We start from the raw sequence: 17011 nt of genomic DNA on the forward strand, positions 1-17011 counted from the left end.
CCGCAGGCAGAGGCCGCCGGTCCGCCGATGTTGACGGCGGCGCAGCTCGGCGAAAAAACCAAAGCGGAGCTTAACGAGCTCGCCAAAGAGTTCGAGATCCCGACGCCGCTCAAACTGAAGAAGGATGAGCTGATTCCGCGGATCCTCGAGGTGCAGTCGGCGCGCTCGGGCCTCGAGATCGCCAACGGCGTGCTCGACATCCTCCCCGAAGGCTACGGCTTCTTGCGCCGCGACGGCTACGTGATCGGCGACGACGACATCTACGTCAGCCAATCGCAGATCCGCCGCTTCGAACTGCGGCGCGGCGATCTGGTCGAGGGGCAAGTTCGCCGCCCCAAAGAGAGCGAAAAATACTACGGCCTCATTCGGGTCGATCAGATCAACGGATACGATCCCGAGGCGATCAAGGGTCGTAGCTTCTTTGAAAAAGGAACGCCGATCTATCCGCAGGAGCGCTTCAAGCTCGAAGTGCGTTCCACGCAGCTCTCGACGCGCCTCATCGATCTCTTTTGCCCCATCGGTAAGGGCCAGCGCGCGCTGATCGTCGCGCCGCCGAAAGCCGGCAAGACGACGCTGCTCAAGAATATCGCGAATGCGATTTCGATCAACCATCCCGAAGCACACATCATCGCGCTGCTCGTCGACGAGCGGCCCGAAGAAGTCACCGACATGCAGCGCACGATCGACGGCGAAGTCGTCGCCTCGACCTTTGACGAGCATCCCGAGAATCACACGGCGGTCTCGGAGCTAGCGATGGAACGCGCGAAGCGACTCGTCGAACATGGCAAGGACGTCGTGATCCTGCTCGACTCGATCACGCGTTTGGCTCGTGCGTACAATCAAGTGATTCCAAATTCGGGGCGTACGCTTTCGGGCGGCCTCGACACGGCCTCGCTTCATAAGCCGAAACGGTTCTTCGGCGCGGCCCGCAAGATCGAAGAAGGCGGCTCGCTCACGATCATCGCCACGGCGCTCATCGAGACCGGCTCCAAGATGGACGACATCATCTTCGAAGAGTTCAAAGGCACCGGCAACATGGAACTCAATCTCACGCGTAAGCTCGCCGAGTCGCGCGTATTCCCGGCCGTGGACATCAAGCGCTCGGGCACGCGTCACGAAGAGCTGTTGCTCAGCGAGATCGAGATGCGCAAGATCTGGATGCTGCGTCGCGCCACGAGCGTTCTCAACACCGGCGACATCACCGAGATCATCCTCGACAAGATGGCCCAGACGCGCACGAACGACGAGTTCCTGCAGTCGGTCACCAAAGAAGCGCTCTCGATGTCACGCGGCTACGACGACAACAACAAACGATAACCCGAACGCAACAAAGCGCTCATGCTTCGACAAGCTCATGCTTCGACAAGCTCAGCATGACAAATGGCAACGACGCCCCTCTTGTCATCCTGAGCTTGTCGAAGGACGCCGCGCCAAACACCCCAATGCTCGACAACCTCATACGTCGACAAGCTCCGCATGACAATGGCCACAACAACAGCCCCCTCTTGTCATCCTGAGCTTGTCGAAGGACGCCGCGCCGAACACCCCAATGCTTCGACAACCTCATACGTCGACAAGCTCCGCATGACAATGGCCACAACAACAGCCCCTCTTGTCATCCTGAGCTTGTCGAAGGACGCCGCGCCGAACACCCCAATGTTTCGACAACCTCGTACTTCGACAAGCTCAGCATGACAAAATGGCAGCAGCGACCCCCCTGTTGTCATCCTGAGCTTGTCGAAGGACGCCGCGCCAAACACCCCAATGTTTCGACAACCTCATACTTCGACAAGCTCAGCATGACAAATGGCAACGACGCCCCTGTTGTCATCCTGAGCTTGTCGAAGGACGCCGCGCCAAACACCCAATGCTTCGACAAGCTCCGCATGACAATGGCACCAGGCGCGCGCTCTTTTGTTTTTTTGTGATTTGAATTATGCCGGCAAACGATAAGATTCGTCTTCAGAAATTTCTGGCGCATGCGGGCGTCGCGTCGCGGCGTGCGGCTGAGGAATTGATCGCCCGCGGGAAGGTGCGCGTCAACGGGAAGATCGTTCGCGAACTCGGCACGAGCGTCGGACCTGAGGATCGCGTCGACGTGAGCGGCACGCCCGTGGCACTGCAAACCGAGGCCACGTATTTGGTGCTCAACAAGCCGTTCGGCGTGATGACGACGATGTACGATCCGCAGGGACGCCGCACCGTCGCCGATCTCATTCCTAAGGGCGTCCCGCGAGTCGTTCCGGTTGGTAGACTCGATTACGATACGGGCGGCGTGCTGTTGCTCACCAACGACGGCGAACTCGCCAACGTCTTGACCCATCCGCGCTTCGGCGTCGAGAAGCTGTACCGGGCGATCATTCAAGGACGTTTGCTTCCCGACGAGGTGGCGCGACTTCAGAGCGGCGTGCTCCTCGACGACTCGCGAGCCGCCGGCGCGCTCTTGCGCGTGGTTGCGGCCCGGCGCGAGACCTCGGTCGTCGATATCACCGTGCACGAGGGCAAGAACCGTCAGGTGCGGCGCATGTTCGAAGCCGTGGGTCACGAGGTGATCTCGCTGACCCGCCTGCACTTCGGGCCGATCAAACTCGGCGATCTCGCTCCCGGCGACACACGCCCGCTGCTGCCGCGTGAACTCTCGGCACTTCGGACCCTCGGCGACGCCGCGCGGCGGCCGCGAACGTCGCAGGCCCCGCCGGCGTAATCTGCTACGATAGGCTCTACCGTGGAACGACTCACCGCTCTCACCGATGCCCATAAGCTGGTTCGCCGCGACGCGCGAGCGGTGCCTTCGAGCGTACGCTTGCCCAACGGCGCGACCTTCGGCGGCGATCGTCTTGCGATCTGCGCCGGTCCGTGCAGCGTCGAATCCTTCGAACAGATCGAAGCGACCGCCAAAGCGGTCGCCGCGCTCGGTGCGAACGTGTTGCGTGGCGGCGCGTTCAAACCCCGTACGTCGCCGTACGCATTCCAGGGGCTCGGCAAAGACGGACTCGCGTTGATGCGCGCCGCCGCCGATCGCAACGGGCTAGCGGTGGTCACCGAGGTGCTCGATCCGCGCGACGTCGAGCTGGTGGCGGGCTATGCCGACATGCTGCAGATCGGCGCGCGCAACATGCAAAACTTCAGCTTGCTTCGCGAAGTGGGCGAGAGCGGGCGGCCGGTGCTGCTCAAACGCGGACTCTCGGCGACCGTGGACGAGTGGCTCATGGCGGCCGAATATCTGCTGCTAGCGGGTAACGATCGGGTCGTCATGTGCGAGCGCGGCGTGCGCTCGTTCGACTCGGCAACGCGCAACGTCCTAGACTTGGCCGTCGTGCCGCTGCTGCGCGCACTCACGCATCTGCCCGTGGTGGTCGATCCGTCCCATGGAACCGGCATCGCGCGTCTGGTGGCGCCCATGGCGCTCGCCGCCGTTGCGGCCGGCGCCGACGGGCTGGTGGTGGAAGTCCATCCGGATCCCGCGAACGCCGCCTCGGACGGGCCTCAATCGCTGACCTTCCAGGAATTCGGGACGCTGATGGCCGACCTTCCGGCGATCGCCCAAGCGGTCGGACGGCGGCTTCCGGTCGCCTCGCTTGCCGTCTAACCAAAACAAGTAACTCCCCGCTGCTGCCGCGAACGGGACTAATCCCGTTTCAAGTACGTTTATCGGTGGTACAACCGAGGCGCTCGAACCGTCCGGTTACCGCCTTCTTTTTTCCTAAAAAAAGAACCACCGCAAGAGGTAGCAATTACACGATGAATCACGTCACACGATTGGCCGCCGCGGCCAGCGCGTTCGCTTTCGCCGCCGCGCTCGCCGTGCCGGCTTCGGCGCAGTACGCCAACCAGTACACGCCGCCGAAGTTGCTTAGCACCGGGAGCACCTCGCACGGCATCGCCGGCTCGGGCACCGTAGTCGTTCAGGTCCAGGTCAACGCCGACGGCAGCCACAAGGTGATCCGCGTGCTGCATTCCACCAATTCGGGCGATAACGCCGCCGCGATGGATATTGCAAGCCATTCGACGTACCGCGTGGGTACCCGCGGCAAGGCGAAAGTGACGGCGTTTTACGACTTTACGCTGCGCTTTAAGGGAAAATCGGTCGCGTCGAGCGATAGCGGCTCGTCGGGCTCGGGCCCGACGGTGCAGATCGCGCGGATGATTCGCGCCGGCAACTATGCGGGAGCGAAGGCGCAAGCGACGTCGTACCTGGCAACCAATCCAAGCGACGCCATCGCCGCTCAGGAACTGGGCACCGCCGAATACTTCCTCAACGACTATGCTTCGTCGGCGGCGGCATTTGCCAAGGCCAGCTCGATCCGGTCGGAATACAAAGGCGTCGCGGCGCATGCCTACGCGGCAGCGGCGGTCGCCCTGCAGCAGAGCAACCCCGCGCAAGCGCTCGCCTATGCGAAGTCGGCTGCGGCCCTCGAGGCCAGCGCCAACTCGTACTACGCCCTGGGGTCGGCCGAACTTGCCGGCAAAAACTATCCGGCAGCGGTAGCCGATTTAAAGAAGGCTCGCGACCTCGCATTCGCCGATCGCAAGACCGACACGAAAGCGAAAGTCAATCTCGATGCGGCGCTGCTGACCGCGTACGTTGATAACAACGATCAGACCGCCGCCAAGGCCACCGCCGCCGAGATCAAGCGGCTCGATCCAACGTCAACGATCGCCGACCGGATGGAGGGCAACTCCGAGCTAGCCGCGGCGCAGGCCGCCGCTAAAGCCGGGAACCACGATCAAGCGGTAACGCTGTACGAAGGCATCGCGCAGAAGACGAGCGACCGCCAGGTGCAAGTCACAGCCTATACCTCCGCCGCGTTTGAAGAGAGCCTGGCGACCAAGCCCGATTACGCAAAGATGAAGAGCCTCGCCGATAAAGCGGTGGCGCTGAGTCCGAACGATCCGCAAGTGAATTTTGCGGAAGGGGTCGCACTCGCCGGTCAATACATCACCGGCGGCAACAAAGACGCGAATCTCAAGGCCCAGGCTATGACGACGCTCAACAAGGCGGATTCGCTTGCAAAGGCGGCGGGGAGCACGGCGCTCGCACTCAACATCGAGAACTTCATTAAGAACACGTTCAAATAATCGAGAACACGTTCAAACTGGATAGAAACCCGCACGATTTTCTACCAGGACTTTCCGTGGAGGTGGGCCAAAAGACGGCCTTCACGGGACGGGGGGCTTCCCCCCATAGTTTCTTACTGTCCAACCAAGCTAATGCACAGCGTTCCCGTCAACGGGAGGGGTCGAAAGAATAGTGGGAGTTTTCAGCGGTTTCATTTCACTGATGGACAAGGGCGGCTTTGCCATGTACCTCTTGCTCATCTGCTCGATCGTCGCAATCGCGATCGTGATCGAGCGCCTCGTGTTCTTCTCAACGCAACATGGCGACACGAAGGGCCTCCTTCGCCAGCTCGGTCAACGCATCGCTGCCGACGACGTGGACGGCGCCATCAAGGTTTGCCGTCAAAACAAAGGCATGCTGCCGCGGATCCTCGAGTTCGGTCTTCTTCGTGGTGAGAAGAATCGCGCCGACATCACCGACGCGCTCTCGATCGCTCTTATGGAGCATCTCAACGCCCTCGAGCGCAACCTCGGCGTTATCGGTACGATCGCGGTTATCGCCCCGTTCGTCGGGCTCTCCGGTACCGTGCTCGGTATTATCAAGGCCTTCAACGATATCGCCCTCAAGGGCAACTCGTCTCCGGCCGTCGTGGCCGCGGGCGTTTCGGAAGCGTTGATCACGACCTTCGCCGGCCTGATCGTCGCCATCGTTTCGGTTATTTTCTTCAACTATTTCAAGACGCGCATCAAAGCGTACAACCAAGAGATGATCGTTGCGGCGAATCAACTCGCCGAGATGCTGCACTTCCACAACACGGGCGCGCCGATTCCGACCGAGCTCTATCAGCCCGTCGGTACCAAAGCAGCTTCTGCACCGGCTGCGAAGTAAAGCAGCAGTAGGAGAAGTCCGTGAGTCTCCTGTCGTCGCAGCAAGACCAAGAGGTCATGGCAGAGATCAACATCACGCCGTTCACCGACGTGTTGCTGGTATTGCTCATTATCTTCATCATCCTCGCAGCGATTCAAACGCCGCCCGGATTCGAAAAAGAGCTGCCGAACAACAATAACAACCCGAATACCATTCAGCCGAAGAACAAGACCGACATCGAGGTCGACGTCAACAATCGCGGCAAGATTCTGGTCGATGGCGTGGTGGCCGATCAGCAGAGCGTGTATAGCGTCATGGCTCAAGCGAAGGCCAAAAAAGGCAATAAGCACGTTTCTATCGTTGCCGATGCGAAGGCGCCGTACGGAATCATCATTCGGGTCCTCGATGCTGCGAAACAAGCCGGGCTCGACGATGTCGGGTTCGTCACGTCATAAGGTGGAGGTTCAGTAACTCGTGGCCGTTTCAACCGGTCAAGGCGAAGAAGAGGTCATGTCGACCATCAATATCACGCCCTTCACGGACGTGCTGCTGGTCCTGCTGATCATCTTCATCATCCTTGCCTCAGTTACGAAAGAGCCGAAACTTCCGCTGGCATATAACCGCGAGAAGGTTCAGCCGTCGCAGATCGTCGTGATCATCGATGCCAAGGACAACATTCAAATTGGCTCGACGTTGGTAACTATCCAACAGGCGAAGGACACGTTCCAATCGCTTCAGGATAATACCGGCCATAAGTTTAGGAGCGTCATCATTAAAGCCGATCCGGCCGCCAACTACGGCACGGTTCTTCAGGTGATGGACGCGGCGAAGTCAACGGACCTCATCGACTTCGGCTTGGCGAACAAAATCGAGGGAAGCAAGACCTAAACGATGGCAGAAAATAAGAACGACTCGCCCTATCTAACGACGGGCGAACGGGTCCGCAATTTCCTCGGCTGGGCATTTTTGATCTCGCTCGCGATCCACTTCATCGTGGCACCGTTTCTTCCGAATTTGCAGAAGAGCCACGAAGACAATACGACCGAGAAAGTCTCGGTCACGAAGAAGATCAAGGTGAAGGTCCCGACGCCCCCGCCGCCATCGCCGACGCCGCCGCCGACGCCGACGCCGCCGCCTCAGGCGACGCCGCCGCCGCACCAGCAGCAGAAGGCGCCCCCCAAGCTCAAGCTCAACGTGCCGAAGACGACGAGCAAGAACTCATCGTCGGCAAACAGCCAGCCCAAGTACGTTCCCCCGCCGGTCGGTTCGCAGAACGGCGTTCCGAACGGTCAAGGTACGAATCCGCCGGCAACTCCGGTGCCGCAACCGGTCGTGACGGCGAAGCCCGCGTGCAAAGTACCGTTTCAAGACGCGACGGTGACCAACGAAGTCCCGCCTGAGTATCCCGACAGCGCGCGATCGCTCGGTCTCGGAACGGTGACGGTGCTCGTTAAAGTTGCAGTCGGCCCGAGCGGCTCGCTGCAAAACGCAACGGTCTACCAAAGTTCGAACAATTTGGCGATCGATCAATCCGCGCTCTCCGCCGCACGCCAATCGACGTACGCGCCGAAGATCGTGAATTGCCAGCCGACCTCCGGAGACTATCTCTTCCGCGCCCAATTCGACCCCAGCAATTAAGGGCTAGCGCGAGCCCGGCACGAGACGCTCCCGGAAGGGGGCGTCTTTTGTTTTTTGTAAGCTGTGATGGGCCATGCAAATGACGCGAATGCGCCGCGTGCTGCTGATCGCGTTTGCGATCTCGCTGCTCGTCCATCTGGTCGTCGCGTATTTCTTGCGATTCACGCTCAATCCGCGCAACGACCGGCCCGAGGCCGTCTCGGTCGAACGAACGGTCGTGACGATCGTGCGGGCCACTCCGCGCGCAATCGCTCGGCTTCGCCCCACGCCGCACCCGATCTCTGCGCCGCCGCCCGCAAAGCGTTCCACGCAGAAGGTTCGTCCGCACCCGGTGCTCTCGGCCGCTCCGGGGAAAGGCGCGTCCTCGGGATCTGCGGGCAACGGTCCGAAGTCAGGCGGCGCGCGCCCGTCACGGCCGGCACCATCGGCGCCGCCCTCGGCCGTGCCGAGCCCCGCCGCCGGCTGCCCGCGCCCCGAGGCCTCTCCCGCAGTGCTGGTGCCGCCGGAGCCGCCGGATATCGCGCCGCAGGTACGCGCCGCCGGCGCCGGCGGCATCGCGGCGATCGATGTGAAGCTCGATTCGAAGGGGAGTGTTTTGGCGGCGACCGTCTCGCACAGCACGGGGAACGGCGATCTCGATGCGGTCGCCGTTTCGATGGCGCGCGGCGCCACCTACGCGCCGGGATACGTCGCCTGCAGGGCGGTCGCGGGCGACTACATCTTCAGCGTGAAATTCATCGCCTGGTAGGTGGGTTCTAAAGAACGCCCATATCGCGCAAAAGCCGCAGCGTATCGATGTAGCGAAGCAAGTCGCCGTGCGTACGCTCGTCCACATCGACGAAGGCAACGCCGGTGCGGTAGCGTTGGAGGAGCGGGTCGAAGCGCGACCAGCGAACCATACCGTGCACGCGTATGACGGGACGCGTGTCGCCCCGCAGTTCGAGCTGAACCTCGATGGGCGCGTCTCTGAGTAACTCGGCATTGGTGATCATGGCCATGCCGCCCAGAGCGATGTCGTACGTTTCTGTAAACTCGGGCGCAAACTCTTCGGAGATGCTGTACGAAACCAACAGCGTATCGCCGACGCGCTCGAATTCGCGCTTGTGACCGTACTGCGAATCCACACTCGTCGCCTTAGGCCGCTCCAAGGAGCAATCCTTCCGGCGCCGTAACCTCGGTGCGTGACTTTTGCCCAAGCCCTACTACTCGCGCTCCTCCAAGGGGTGAGCGAACTCTTCCCCGTCAGTAGCCTCGGGCACACGATTCTCGTTCCGGCGCTCTTGCATTGGAACAACATCGATCGGGCCGACCCAACGTTTCTAGCATTCGTCGTGGTGCTCCATCTGGGCACGGCCATCGCGCTCGTCCTCTTTTACTGGCGCGACTGGGTGGCACTCGTTGGAGCCGTGATTCGCAGCGTGGTGCGTGGCAAACTCAGCAACGATCGCGACGAGCGAATCGGCTGGCTGCTCGTCATCGCGACGATCCCGGTTGGATTGCTCGGGCTGCTCTTCCAGGAGAAGGTACAGGGGCTCTTCGCGACCGTTATGCCCGCCGCGATCTTCCTGATCGTCAACGGCGTCATCATGTTCTTCGGTGAGGCGCTGCGAAAACGCCAGCATGCAAACAGCGAGCGGTCGTACAAGCGCCTGGAGCAGATTTCGTGGCCCCAGAGCGTCTTCGTTGGCTTCGCGCAATCGCTCGCGCTCTTTCCCGGCATCTCGCGATCCGGTGCGTCGATCGTGGGCGGCTTGCTTATCGATCTCGACCACGAAGATGCGGCGAAATACTCGTTCCTGCTGGCCACCCCGGTGATTCTCGCGGCCTCGCTACTGAAGATCCCCGAGTTGTTCGGACCAGGCGCGCACGTCGTGTTGGTCCAAGCTATCGTAGGCGGCGTCGTCGCCGGCATCGCGGCGTACTTCTCGGTCGCGTTCCTTACCCGGTATTTTCGCTCGAACGATCTGCGCCCGTTCGGCTGGTATTGCGTCCTGTTCGGCGCGCTTTGCTTCGTCCTCGCACGTATGGGGGTTATCCATTGAAAAATCTCGCTCTCGGTCTCGCGATTCTCTTCGTCATCCTCGCTATTTTGACGGCCACCGGCATCGCGTCGTTTTTCCCGGCGATCGGCCTCAACGGGCATCCGCACATGAAACACACCATCATGTACGTCATTCTCGCGGTGTTGTGCTTCATCTGGATGCGTTTCGCCGCCAACGCATCGCCCGCGCGCTAGGAAGCGGCGCCGCATCATGAACGATATTATCGAACTCTTGCGCCTGCCGTCGCCGGCGCCGCGTCCCCAAGCGTTAGCGTACGACGGTCAGTCGCTCTGGATGGGGTCGCTCGGAACGAGCCGGCTCTACGCGATCGACACGACGCATTGGACCGTGCGCGAAGAGGCCGCGGCGCCCGGACTGCCCTACGGCGCGACGGTCGTGGGCGACGAACTGCGCGTGCTCTTGAGCGAAGGCGCCGACGATCGTCGCGTGATCCGCCGCTTCGTTCCCGGTCACGGCTTTCGCGATGACGATGCGATCGATTGTCCCGACGATACCGGTTCGCAACTCGGTTACGACGGCGATCGCCTCTACGTGAGCCAGTGGTACAACAAGAAAGTGATCTCGTTAGGCGATCGTGGCGAAGTCGGCACCGTCATCGACGTTCCGCGCGGCATCTGCGGACAGGTCGTCGTCGACGGCTGCTTTTACCTGGTAACGACCGATGACGAAGAGTCGAACGAATACTTTCTCACGCACGTCGACGCGCGTAACGGCGCTCCAAAAATCAAGGACGTCGCGCGAATCGGTTTTGCCGCTCGGGCACTCGCCTTCGACGGCGAGCGGTTTTGGACCAACCATCGCGAGCGGCACGAAACGGTCGCGTTCAAGCTCGCTTAAAGCGTACCGATCGCGTACATTTCCTGCGGGTCCGGGGCGACGATCTCGATCTTCCGGCCCGCGGTACGTAATTGCGGCTCCATTTCGGCGAGCCGCTTTTCGTTGGTTTGGATGATGACGACCCGGTAGTCGTTGGCACTTGCCAGAACGCTCGTGAGCGCGCGCGCGTATGCGGCCTCATCGGCGCTGCTGCGGCCGAAAAGCGAATCGCGGTACGTGTGCTCGATGTTGAAGTACGGGTTACCCTGCCACCAGGCTTCCCACATCCAAATGCGTGCGTCGGCGCTGCGAAACGCATTGCGTGCGGGTGGCGAAAGGAAGAGTGCGTCGGCCCTCTGCGCGGCGATCGTGCTTAAGACGTCGGCTTGGCGCACGGTGTTGCGCTGGCGATTGCTCGTTACCCACTTTTCCGTCTGGCGAATGTACGACCAAGCGAGTTCGCTCGGCGGAACGTCTGCCATATCGTCGGGATATTGCGCCTTTTGCAGCCAGTAGCAGAGGACGAACCACAACCCGAGAATCGCAAGCCCCGTCTGTCCGTCGCTGCGCAAGTTGCGAACGTTATCTTGCCAGACGCCCAGATAGATACACTGTTCCTCGGTGAAGAAGACGCCTTCCCAAGCCTTGAACATGTCGACCGAGTAGATGCGCCCGGGCAGCATCTCGACGATCTCGGCGACCTCACTATCGCGTAGGATCGTGAAATCGTTGGCGATGAGACCCTCGCCCGCGCGGACGAACCATTCGACCAAATCTCCGCCGTGCACGGCGACGTCGTGGCGCTTGAGATAATTCAGATGCGTCGGCACGCCCATGAACGGGTCGACGAGGCTGCGGCAGTCGAAGCGCTCGAGCAACTCGTGCAGCCGCGACGCGGTGATGCGTCGCGTGCGTTCGTGAAGTTCGATCACGCGCGCACCCGCACGCACTTCGCGAGCGCGCGAATCACGACCGGGTCGAACTGCGTGCCGGCCGCGGTCTCCAGCGCTTCGATCGGCGATTGTTTGGCGCTTCCGGCACGGCTGCGCGCGCGTTCGGCGAGTTCGTCGTACGCGATGCACGCGGCTACTATCTGGGCGGTTACCGGAATCGCCTCGTGTCGCAGTGCGTCGGGACGGCCCGTGCCATCGTACCATTCTCCGATCGCGCGCAGTTGCGGTGCGAGGGCATGCAGTAACGGCGATCCGGCGATCACTTCGGCGGCGGCGACGGCGTTCGCGGCGCGCGGCGCGATCCCGAGCCGTGCCAGCGGGTCGAAACGGCGCGCATCGCTTCCCTGCTCGGCGATTTCACCGATGCCGAAGAGCATGGCCATCGGTTCCACCGTTCCGTTCGCGTTCTCGGCCGGCTGCGCGAGCGCGCCGGCCACGGCGACGGCGAGAGCGCCCACGCGCCGCCAGCGATTCGGCGTGCCGTTGTGTTCGTCCACGCGATCGGCGAGCAGTTCGAACGTGCGACGCTCCTTCATTGCATCGCGGCGCAACGAATCGGCCGGCGCCGGCCGCGGCGCGATCTCACCGCCGTAGGTGTGAAACCAGCGCACGAAAACGCGCGCCCGTTCGGGCGAGAACCCCCGGCCGCTCGATGCGACCATCGCCGCGAGCGTCTCTTCCGGCTCGTTGCGCGAGGTCGCGTACGCGATCGCGACGTGCAAGGTTTGCGCGGCCGCCGGTATTCCGAGCCACCGCAGCTGATCTGGGAACCCGGTGCCGTCCCAACATTCGGCTTGCCAGCGAACGAAATCGGCGGTTCGATCCGGGAGCACGCCGATGGTTTCGATGAGGCGGGCGCCCTGCGCCGGAATATCCCAGCGTGCCGTCATGGCCTCGCGCTCCGGCAAGCGGTCGCCCGAGCGCAGCGCCGCATTGCCCAACGCTCCGAGATTGCGCAAGATTGCAGCCCAATAGAGCGCGTCGCATTCCGGGCTCGAGAAGTTGTCGAGCTCGGCGAGCGCGCCGGCGAGCGAGGCGATCTGCGTTCCGGCGTCGGGCGGCTCGCCGGCGGCGGCGTCGGCGACCGCGCCAAAAAGCTCCAGCAATCCCGCTAGGGCCCCGGGGTCTGGGCTCGAATTGGCGCCTTGAGCTGGTAACAGCGACATATCTCCTTCGCCCGTTTTCCTATGAGCGTGCCGAAACCCTCACATATTACTGCCGATGGCAGCGTTTCCATGGTCGACGTCTCAGGCAAAGCCATCGCGTCGCGGACGGCTCGCGCCGCCGCGCGCGTTCGGATGCCTCACGCGGCGGCGCAGGCATTGCGCGATGCGACGCTCGCCAAGGGAGATGCATTCGTAACGGCTCAGCTCGCCGGCATTATGGCGGCGAAGCAGACCGGCTCGCTGATCCCGCTCGCACACCCGTTGCCGCTCGCCCAAGTCGAGGTTCGCTTTTCCTGGGAGGGCGACGTTCTCGCGATCGAAGCGTCGGCGCGCACGGCCGCGCAGACGGGCGTCGAGATGGAAGCTCTGGTCGCCGCATCGATCGCGGCCCTCACGATTTACGATATGACGAAGGCCGTCGATAAGGGGATCGTCATCGAGTCGGTGCGGCTGCTGGAAAAGACCGGCGGCAAAAGCGGACGGTGGCTCGCGGACGATGATCTCGATGCGTCGTAGGGTCGCGTTCATCGTGCTCTCCGATCGCGCCGCAGCGGGCGAACGCGCCGACGGATGCATTCCCGTCCTGCGCGAGCGGCTGCACGATCTCTACGAGATCGTCCGCGAGGTCGTCATCGGCGACGACGCGAGCGCGCTGCAGGCCGAACTGATCGACTTGAGCGATCGCAGCATCGCGGATCTGATCTTGACGAGCGGCGGAACCGGGCTCGCCGCGCGCGATCGCACGCCGCAGGCGACGCTCGCGATCCTCGATTACGAAGTGCCCGGCATCGCGGAGGCGATTCGCGCCGCATCGATTCCGATCGTCGCTACCGCGATGCTTTCGCGAGCCGTTGCGGGCGTGCGCCATCGGACGCTGATCGTGAATCTTCCGGGCAGCCCGAAAGCGGTCGGCGAGGCGCTCGATATCGCGGCGGCGGTCTTTCCGCACGCGCTCGAATTGCTCGCCGGCGAGGTTACGGACGGATGAACTTCGCTCAAGCGCAGTCGTATCTTACCGGCACGATCAACGAAACGGTCTCCCGCCGCGAACCGTATCGTCTCGATCGCATGCGCGCGCTGTTGCGCGAACTCGATAATCCGCAGGACAAGTATCCGACGATCCACGTCGGCGGCACGAGCGGAAAAGGTTCCACCGCGACGATGATCTCGGCCGCGCTCTCCGCTTCCGGCAAACGAACGGGCTTGCACACCAAACCGCATCTGCGCTCGATGGTCGAGCGCGCGCGGGTGGACGGCGTCAACGTGAGCGAGGAGCGTTTTGCGGAACTGCTCGTCGAGATGATGCCGGCGATCGAACGGACCGTCGCGGCCTTGCGCCGTCCCTCCTATTACGAAACGCTCCTGGCGCTTGCGTTTCTCCACTTCGTTCGGGAGTCGGTCGATCTGGCGGTGATCGAAGTCGGCATCGGCGGGAAGCTCGACGGCACCAACGTGATCGTCCCCGAGGTGAGCGTCATCACCAACATCGGTCTCGATCACACCGAAATTCTGGGCGACACGCTCGAAGCGATCGCGAGTGATAAAGCCGGAATCGCAAAACCCGGAGTACCACTCGTCTCCGCGGTCGAGGATCCCGGCGCGCGCCGCGTGATCGAAGCGCAGTGCGCGCTCGTCGGCGCGCCGTTCGTTTCGGTCCTCGATACCACGCGAACGGTCCGTCGTGCGTCAAGCCAGACCCGTCAAGACTTTACCGTAACGACGCCGCGCGCGGAGTACGCGATCTCCTTGCCGCTTTTGGGCACGTTCCAGGAACGCAACGCCGCCGCCGCCATACTCGCGCTCGAAGCGCTTCCCGCTCACCTGCGGCCGGACAAAGCCGCAATCGAGAACGGTCTCGCGCGGATGGTGCTGCCCGGGCGCATGGAGTATTTCCCCGCTCGCCCGGCCGTGATCTTCGACGTCGCGCACAATCCCGACAAGGCGGCGCATCTGGTCGCGTCGCTGCGCGCGCAGTTCCCCGATCGCCGCTATACGTTCGTGCTGGCCGTTGCCGACACGAAGGACGCCCACGAAATTCTGCGTGCGTTCGTAGACGTGCCGGCCTCGTTTATCTTTACGTCGTTCGACACGCCCGGACGCGCGGCGACGAAGCCGGCGCGCCTAGCCAGCATCGCCGAGGATCTCGGGATCTGGGGGCGCGCGATTCTCGACCCGGTCGAGGCGCTCTCGATCGCCATGCGCAACGCCGGCGCCGACGACATCGTGGTCGTGACCGGATCGACGTTCGTGGTCGCCGAGCTGCGCGAGTGGTGGCTCGAACATGTCGCGGCCCACGTACCGTCCACGTTACCATGAATCGAACCTCGCGCGGCGCCTTGCGCGTTCGCGGTCGCGAACTGCCGTGGGGAGCGCGAACGTACGTGATGGGCGTCGTCAACGTGACGCCGGATTCGTTTTCGGGCGACGGGCGCGTGCGATCCGAGAGTGCGGTAGCGCACGCGCTCGAACAGGCAAAGCGTTCCAGCGATATCCTCGACATCGGCGCGGAGTCCACGCGCCCAGGGTACCGGCAGATCGATGAAGTCACCGAGATCGCGCGGCTCATTCCGGTGCTGCGCGGCGTACGCGAGCGACTGCCCGCGGCGATCATCTCGGCCGACACCTATAAGCCGGCGGTGTGGTCGGCGGCGCACGCGGCCGGAGCCGACGTGCTCAATTCGGTCTGGGGCCTACCCGACGCGTTGCTGGAAGCCGCCGTCGCAAGCGCGGTTCCGGTCATCGTCATGCACAACCAACCCGACTCGCACTACGACGGCGACGTCGTCGATGCCGTGCTCGCGTTCTTGGACGACGCCGCGCGGCGCGCGGTGCGCGCCGGGATTCCGCCCGATCACGTCGTGCTCGATCCCGGAATCGGATTCGGCAAGACGCCCGATCACAACATCGCCGTGCTGCGCGCTCTCGATCGAATCGTAGCGCTCGGCTTTCCCACGCTGCTCGCGACCTCGCGCAAGTCGACAATCGGCAGGCTCACCGGCCGCGACGCGCACGAACGCACGTACGGTACTGCGGCGACGGTTGCACTCGGTATCGCGGCGGGCGTGGATATCGTGCGCGTTCACGACGTCGCGCAGATGCGCGACGTCGTCTCGGTAAGCGACGCGATCGAACGCGGATGGAGGCCGGCGGAATGGATCGGATAACGATGCGCGGCATCCGGGCGAGCGGGCGGCACGGAGCCAATCCCGGCGAACGCGATCGCGAACAACCTTTCGAGATCGATCTGGCAGTCGATATCGATTTGCAGGCCGCCGAAATCAGCGACGCGCTGGGCGATACGCTCGACTACGGCGCGCTGCACGCGCGCCTGGTCGATCTGGTGGGCTCGACCTCGTTCGCGCTGCTCGAACGCCTGGCGGGCGAACTGGTTCGCGCCGTCTTTCGCGATCCGCGCGTCGCGCGCGTCGAACTGACAATCGGCAAACCGGCGCTGCTCGACGGCGCGACGCCGTCGATAACGCTGCGTCGCGAGAATCCGCGCTATCGCACGACGCTTGCCTAGCGCGGCCATCGGTCTGGGGGGCAATCTCGGCGACGTCGCGACGACGCTGCGATCGGCCGTGCGCGCTCTCGCCGCGCTCGGACGGGTCGCCGCGGTCTCGTCGCTCTATACGAGTCGCCCGTGGGGCGTGACCGCGCAGCCCGACTTTCTCAATGCGGCGGTGCTGCTCGAGACCGACCTCGAGGCTCCGGAGCTTCTGCGCCGCTTGCAGGCGATCGAGCGCCGGCTGGGCCGCACGCCGGGTCCGCGATGGGGCCCGCGCGCGATCGATCTCGACATCCTGACCTACGGCGATCTGCGTCTCGACGAGTCCGATCTGCAGCTACCGCACCCACGACTGGCCGAGCGGGCGTTCGTGCTCGCTCCCCTGGCCGAGCTGGACGCAGCTTTCCGGCCGCTCTACGACGCGCTGCACGCCCGCGAGCGCGACTCGGTTCGCCTTGCGGGGCCGCTGTTGCCGGGAGGCGAAACCGAGAGCCTCATGTCCGACGATCACCAGCCAGCCGGGACCCCCGCGCCCCTCGCCGCGCGCGTTCGCGCCCTCGCCGAGGCGTTCGTGCAGACCGACCTCGTTCGACTGCGGATCGAAGAGCCGAACGAAGATGCGATCGAGCTGCGGAAGCCTGCGGCTCCGCCGGCCGCCATCGCGCCCGCGGACGACGGCTCGGATAGCCCGGCTTCGGCCCCGCACCTCGACGCCATCAAGGCCGACCTCGTCGGCATCGTTCATTTTAGCCGGCCGGCCCCGCTGGAAGGCGAGCGTTTGGCCGGAGATCGGGAACTCGCATACGTCGAGGCGCTTGGGATCCGCAATCCGGTCCGGTCGCGCGGCGCCGGCCGGATAGCGACGATCACGGTACGCGATGGGGCGCCCGTGGAGTACGGGCAAGTGCTCTTCGAGTTAGATAGAGGCTAGGGCCATTTTC

General features: G+C 63.3%; 21 protein-coding genes. 18 read left to right on the forward strand and 3 right to left on the reverse strand.

Annotated features, from left to right (window positions below):
* The first annotated feature begins 27 nt into the window (after positions 1–27).
* The 9 genes from rho to VIG32_08755 all read left to right on the forward strand — a co-directional run bounded on the left by rho (position 28) and on the right by VIG32_08755 (position 8312).
* Complete coding sequence (gene rho, locus VIG32_08715) at positions 28–1317, forward strand: transcription termination factor Rho (protein ID HEY8298087.1); 1290 nt, start codon at positions 28–30, stop codon at positions 1315–1317.
* Between the two features lie 619 nt (positions 1318–1936).
* Complete coding sequence (locus tag VIG32_08720) at positions 1937–2704, forward strand: pseudouridine synthase (GenBank protein ID HEY8298088.1); 768 nt, start codon at positions 1937–1939, stop codon at positions 2702–2704.
* A 21-nt stretch (positions 2705–2725) separates the two neighbouring features.
* Positions 2726–3589 carry a 3-deoxy-7-phosphoheptulonate synthase gene (gene aroF, locus VIG32_08725; GenBank protein HEY8298089.1) on the forward strand — a complete coding sequence of 288 codons (864 nt, stop codon included), beginning with the start codon at positions 2726–2728 and terminating at the stop codon, positions 3587–3589.
* A 152-nt stretch (positions 3590–3741) separates the two neighbouring features.
* The gene (locus VIG32_08730; GenBank protein ID HEY8298090.1) at positions 3742–5079 is read left to right on the forward strand and encodes a hypothetical protein; all 1338 of its coding nucleotides are present in this window, start codon (positions 3742–3744) and stop codon (positions 5077–5079) included.
* A 172-nt stretch (positions 5080–5251) separates the two neighbouring features.
* Positions 5252–5947: a MotA/TolQ/ExbB proton channel family protein gene (locus tag VIG32_08735; GenBank protein HEY8298091.1), complete on the forward strand. Its 696-nt coding sequence runs from the start codon at positions 5252–5254 to the stop codon at positions 5945–5947.
* A gap of 20 nt (positions 5948–5967) precedes the next feature.
* Positions 5968–6381 (forward strand): biopolymer transporter ExbD, encoded by a 414-nt coding sequence (locus VIG32_08740; GenBank protein HEY8298092.1) that lies wholly within the window; start codon positions 5968–5970, stop codon positions 6379–6381.
* Positions 6382–6400: 19 nt separating this feature from the next.
* Positions 6401–6814 (forward strand): biopolymer transporter ExbD, encoded by a 414-nt coding sequence (locus VIG32_08745; GenBank protein HEY8298093.1) that lies wholly within the window; start codon positions 6401–6403, stop codon positions 6812–6814.
* A gap of 3 nt (positions 6815–6817) precedes the next feature.
* Positions 6818–7564 (forward strand): TonB family protein, encoded by a 747-nt coding sequence (locus VIG32_08750; GenBank protein HEY8298094.1) that lies wholly within the window; start codon positions 6818–6820, stop codon positions 7562–7564.
* A 79-nt stretch (positions 7565–7643) separates the two neighbouring features.
* Positions 7644–8312, forward strand: a complete 669-nt coding sequence (locus VIG32_08755) for a TonB family protein (GenBank protein HEY8298095.1) — start codon at positions 7644–7646, stop codon at positions 8310–8312.
* Positions 8313–8319: 7 nt separating this feature from the next.
* On the opposite strand, the gene VIG32_08760 is transcribed toward VIG32_08755, so the two are convergent.
* Positions 8320–8712: a PilZ domain-containing protein gene (locus tag VIG32_08760; protein HEY8298096.1), complete on the reverse strand. Its 393-nt coding sequence runs from the start codon at positions 8710–8712 to the stop codon at positions 8320–8322.
* A 33-nt stretch (positions 8713–8745) separates the two neighbouring features.
* Between VIG32_08760 and VIG32_08765 the strand changes: the two genes are divergently transcribed.
* The 3 genes from VIG32_08765 to VIG32_08775 are packed head-to-tail and all read left to right on the forward strand — an operon-like array spanning position 8746 to position 10464.
* Complete coding sequence (locus tag VIG32_08765) at positions 8746–9606, forward strand: undecaprenyl-diphosphate phosphatase (GenBank protein HEY8298097.1); 861 nt, start codon at positions 8746–8748, stop codon at positions 9604–9606.
* A complete protein-coding gene (locus VIG32_08770) occupies positions 9603–9800 on the forward strand; it encodes a hypothetical protein (protein ID HEY8298098.1) in 198 nt (65 codons plus the stop codon). The genes VIG32_08765 and VIG32_08770 overlap by 4 nt, the downstream gene beginning before the upstream one ends.
* Before the next feature lie 16 nt (positions 9801–9816).
* The gene (locus VIG32_08775) at positions 9817–10464 is read left to right on the forward strand and encodes a hypothetical protein (GenBank protein ID HEY8298099.1); all 648 of its coding nucleotides are present in this window, start codon (positions 9817–9819) and stop codon (positions 10462–10464) included.
* Here the strand turns inward: VIG32_08775 and VIG32_08780 are convergent.
* Both VIG32_08780 and VIG32_08785 read right to left on the reverse strand, forming a co-directional pair.
* On the reverse strand, positions 10461–11375 hold the full coding sequence (locus VIG32_08780; GenBank protein HEY8298100.1) for a hypothetical protein: 915 nt from the start codon (positions 11373–11375) through the stop codon (positions 10461–10463). The genes VIG32_08775 and VIG32_08780 overlap by 4 nt on opposite strands.
* Positions 11372–12562: an HD domain-containing phosphohydrolase gene (locus tag VIG32_08785; protein HEY8298101.1), complete on the reverse strand. Its 1191-nt coding sequence runs from the start codon at positions 12560–12562 to the stop codon at positions 11372–11374. Before VIG32_08785 ends, VIG32_08780 begins: the two co-directional genes overlap by 4 nt.
* A 27-nt stretch (positions 12563–12589) precedes the next feature.
* On the opposite strand from VIG32_08785, the gene moaC reads away from it, so the two are divergent.
* The 6 genes from moaC to folK are packed head-to-tail and all read left to right on the forward strand — an operon-like array spanning position 12590 to position 17001.
* Positions 12590–13078 carry a cyclic pyranopterin monophosphate synthase MoaC gene (moaC, locus tag VIG32_08790; GenBank protein HEY8298102.1) on the forward strand — a complete coding sequence of 163 codons (489 nt, stop codon included), beginning with the start codon at positions 12590–12592 and terminating at the stop codon, positions 13076–13078.
* Positions 13068–13550, forward strand: coding sequence for a MogA/MoaB family molybdenum cofactor biosynthesis protein (locus VIG32_08795; protein ID HEY8298103.1), 483 nt, complete (start codon positions 13068–13070; stop codon positions 13548–13550). Before moaC ends, VIG32_08795 begins: the two co-directional genes overlap by 11 nt.
* Positions 13547–14878 carry a folylpolyglutamate synthase/dihydrofolate synthase family protein gene (locus VIG32_08800; GenBank protein HEY8298104.1) on the forward strand — a complete coding sequence of 444 codons (1332 nt, stop codon included), beginning with the start codon at positions 13547–13549 and terminating at the stop codon, positions 14876–14878. The genes VIG32_08795 and VIG32_08800 overlap by 4 nt, the downstream gene beginning before the upstream one ends.
* Positions 14875–15726 carry a dihydropteroate synthase gene (folP, locus tag VIG32_08805; GenBank protein ID HEY8298105.1) on the forward strand — a complete coding sequence of 284 codons (852 nt, stop codon included), beginning with the start codon at positions 14875–14877 and terminating at the stop codon, positions 15724–15726. The genes VIG32_08800 and folP overlap by 4 nt, the downstream gene beginning before the upstream one ends.
* Positions 15714–16085 (forward strand): dihydroneopterin aldolase, encoded by a 372-nt coding sequence (locus VIG32_08810; GenBank protein HEY8298106.1) that lies wholly within the window; start codon positions 15714–15716, stop codon positions 16083–16085. The genes folP and VIG32_08810 overlap by 13 nt, the downstream gene beginning before the upstream one ends.
* Positions 16078–17001 carry a 2-amino-4-hydroxy-6-hydroxymethyldihydropteridine diphosphokinase gene (gene folK / locus VIG32_08815; GenBank protein HEY8298107.1) on the forward strand — a complete coding sequence of 308 codons (924 nt, stop codon included), beginning with the start codon at positions 16078–16080 and terminating at the stop codon, positions 16999–17001. Before VIG32_08810 ends, folK begins: the two co-directional genes overlap by 8 nt.
* Positions 17002–17011 lie beyond the last annotated feature (10 nt).

It is taken from the genome of Candidatus Baltobacteraceae bacterium (assembly GCA_036559195.1).
Lineage (GTDB): Bacteria > Vulcanimicrobiota > Vulcanimicrobiia > Vulcanimicrobiales > Vulcanimicrobiaceae > JALYTZ01.

Bases quoted from the DNA above. Each gene is read 5' to 3' on its own strand.
- rho (HEY8298087.1), top strand. From the start codon at position 28: ATGTTGACGGCGGCGCAGCTCGGCGAAAAAACCAAAGCGGAGCTTAAC.
- VIG32_08720 (HEY8298088.1), top strand. From the start codon at position 1,937: ATGCCGGCAAACGATAAGATTCGTCTTCAGAAATTTCTGGCGCATGCG.
- VIG32_08730 (HEY8298090.1), top strand. From the start codon at position 3,742: ATGAATCACGTCACACGATTGGCCGCCGCGGCCAGCGCGTTCGCTTTC.
- VIG32_08750 (HEY8298094.1), top strand. From the start codon at position 6,818: ATGGCAGAAAATAAGAACGACTCGCCCTATCTAACGACGGGCGAACGG.
- VIG32_08755 (HEY8298095.1), top strand. From the start codon at position 7,644: ATGACGCGAATGCGCCGCGTGCTGCTGATCGCGTTTGCGATCTCGCTG.
- VIG32_08775 (HEY8298099.1), top strand. From the start codon at position 9,817: ATGAACGATATTATCGAACTCTTGCGCCTGCCGTCGCCGGCGCCGCGT.
- VIG32_08785 (HEY8298101.1), bottom strand. From the start codon at position 12,562: ATGTCGCTGTTACCAGCTCAAGGCGCCAATTCGAGCCCAGACCCCGGG.
- VIG32_08795 (HEY8298103.1), top strand. From the start codon at position 13,068: ATGCGTCGTAGGGTCGCGTTCATCGTGCTCTCCGATCGCGCCGCAGCG.
- VIG32_08800 (HEY8298104.1), top strand. From the start codon at position 13,547: ATGAACTTCGCTCAAGCGCAGTCGTATCTTACCGGCACGATCAACGAA.
- folP (HEY8298105.1), top strand. From the start codon at position 14,875: ATGAATCGAACCTCGCGCGGCGCCTTGCGCGTTCGCGGTCGCGAACTG.
- VIG32_08810 (HEY8298106.1), top strand. From the start codon at position 15,714: ATGGATCGGATAACGATGCGCGGCATCCGGGCGAGCGGGCGGCACGGA.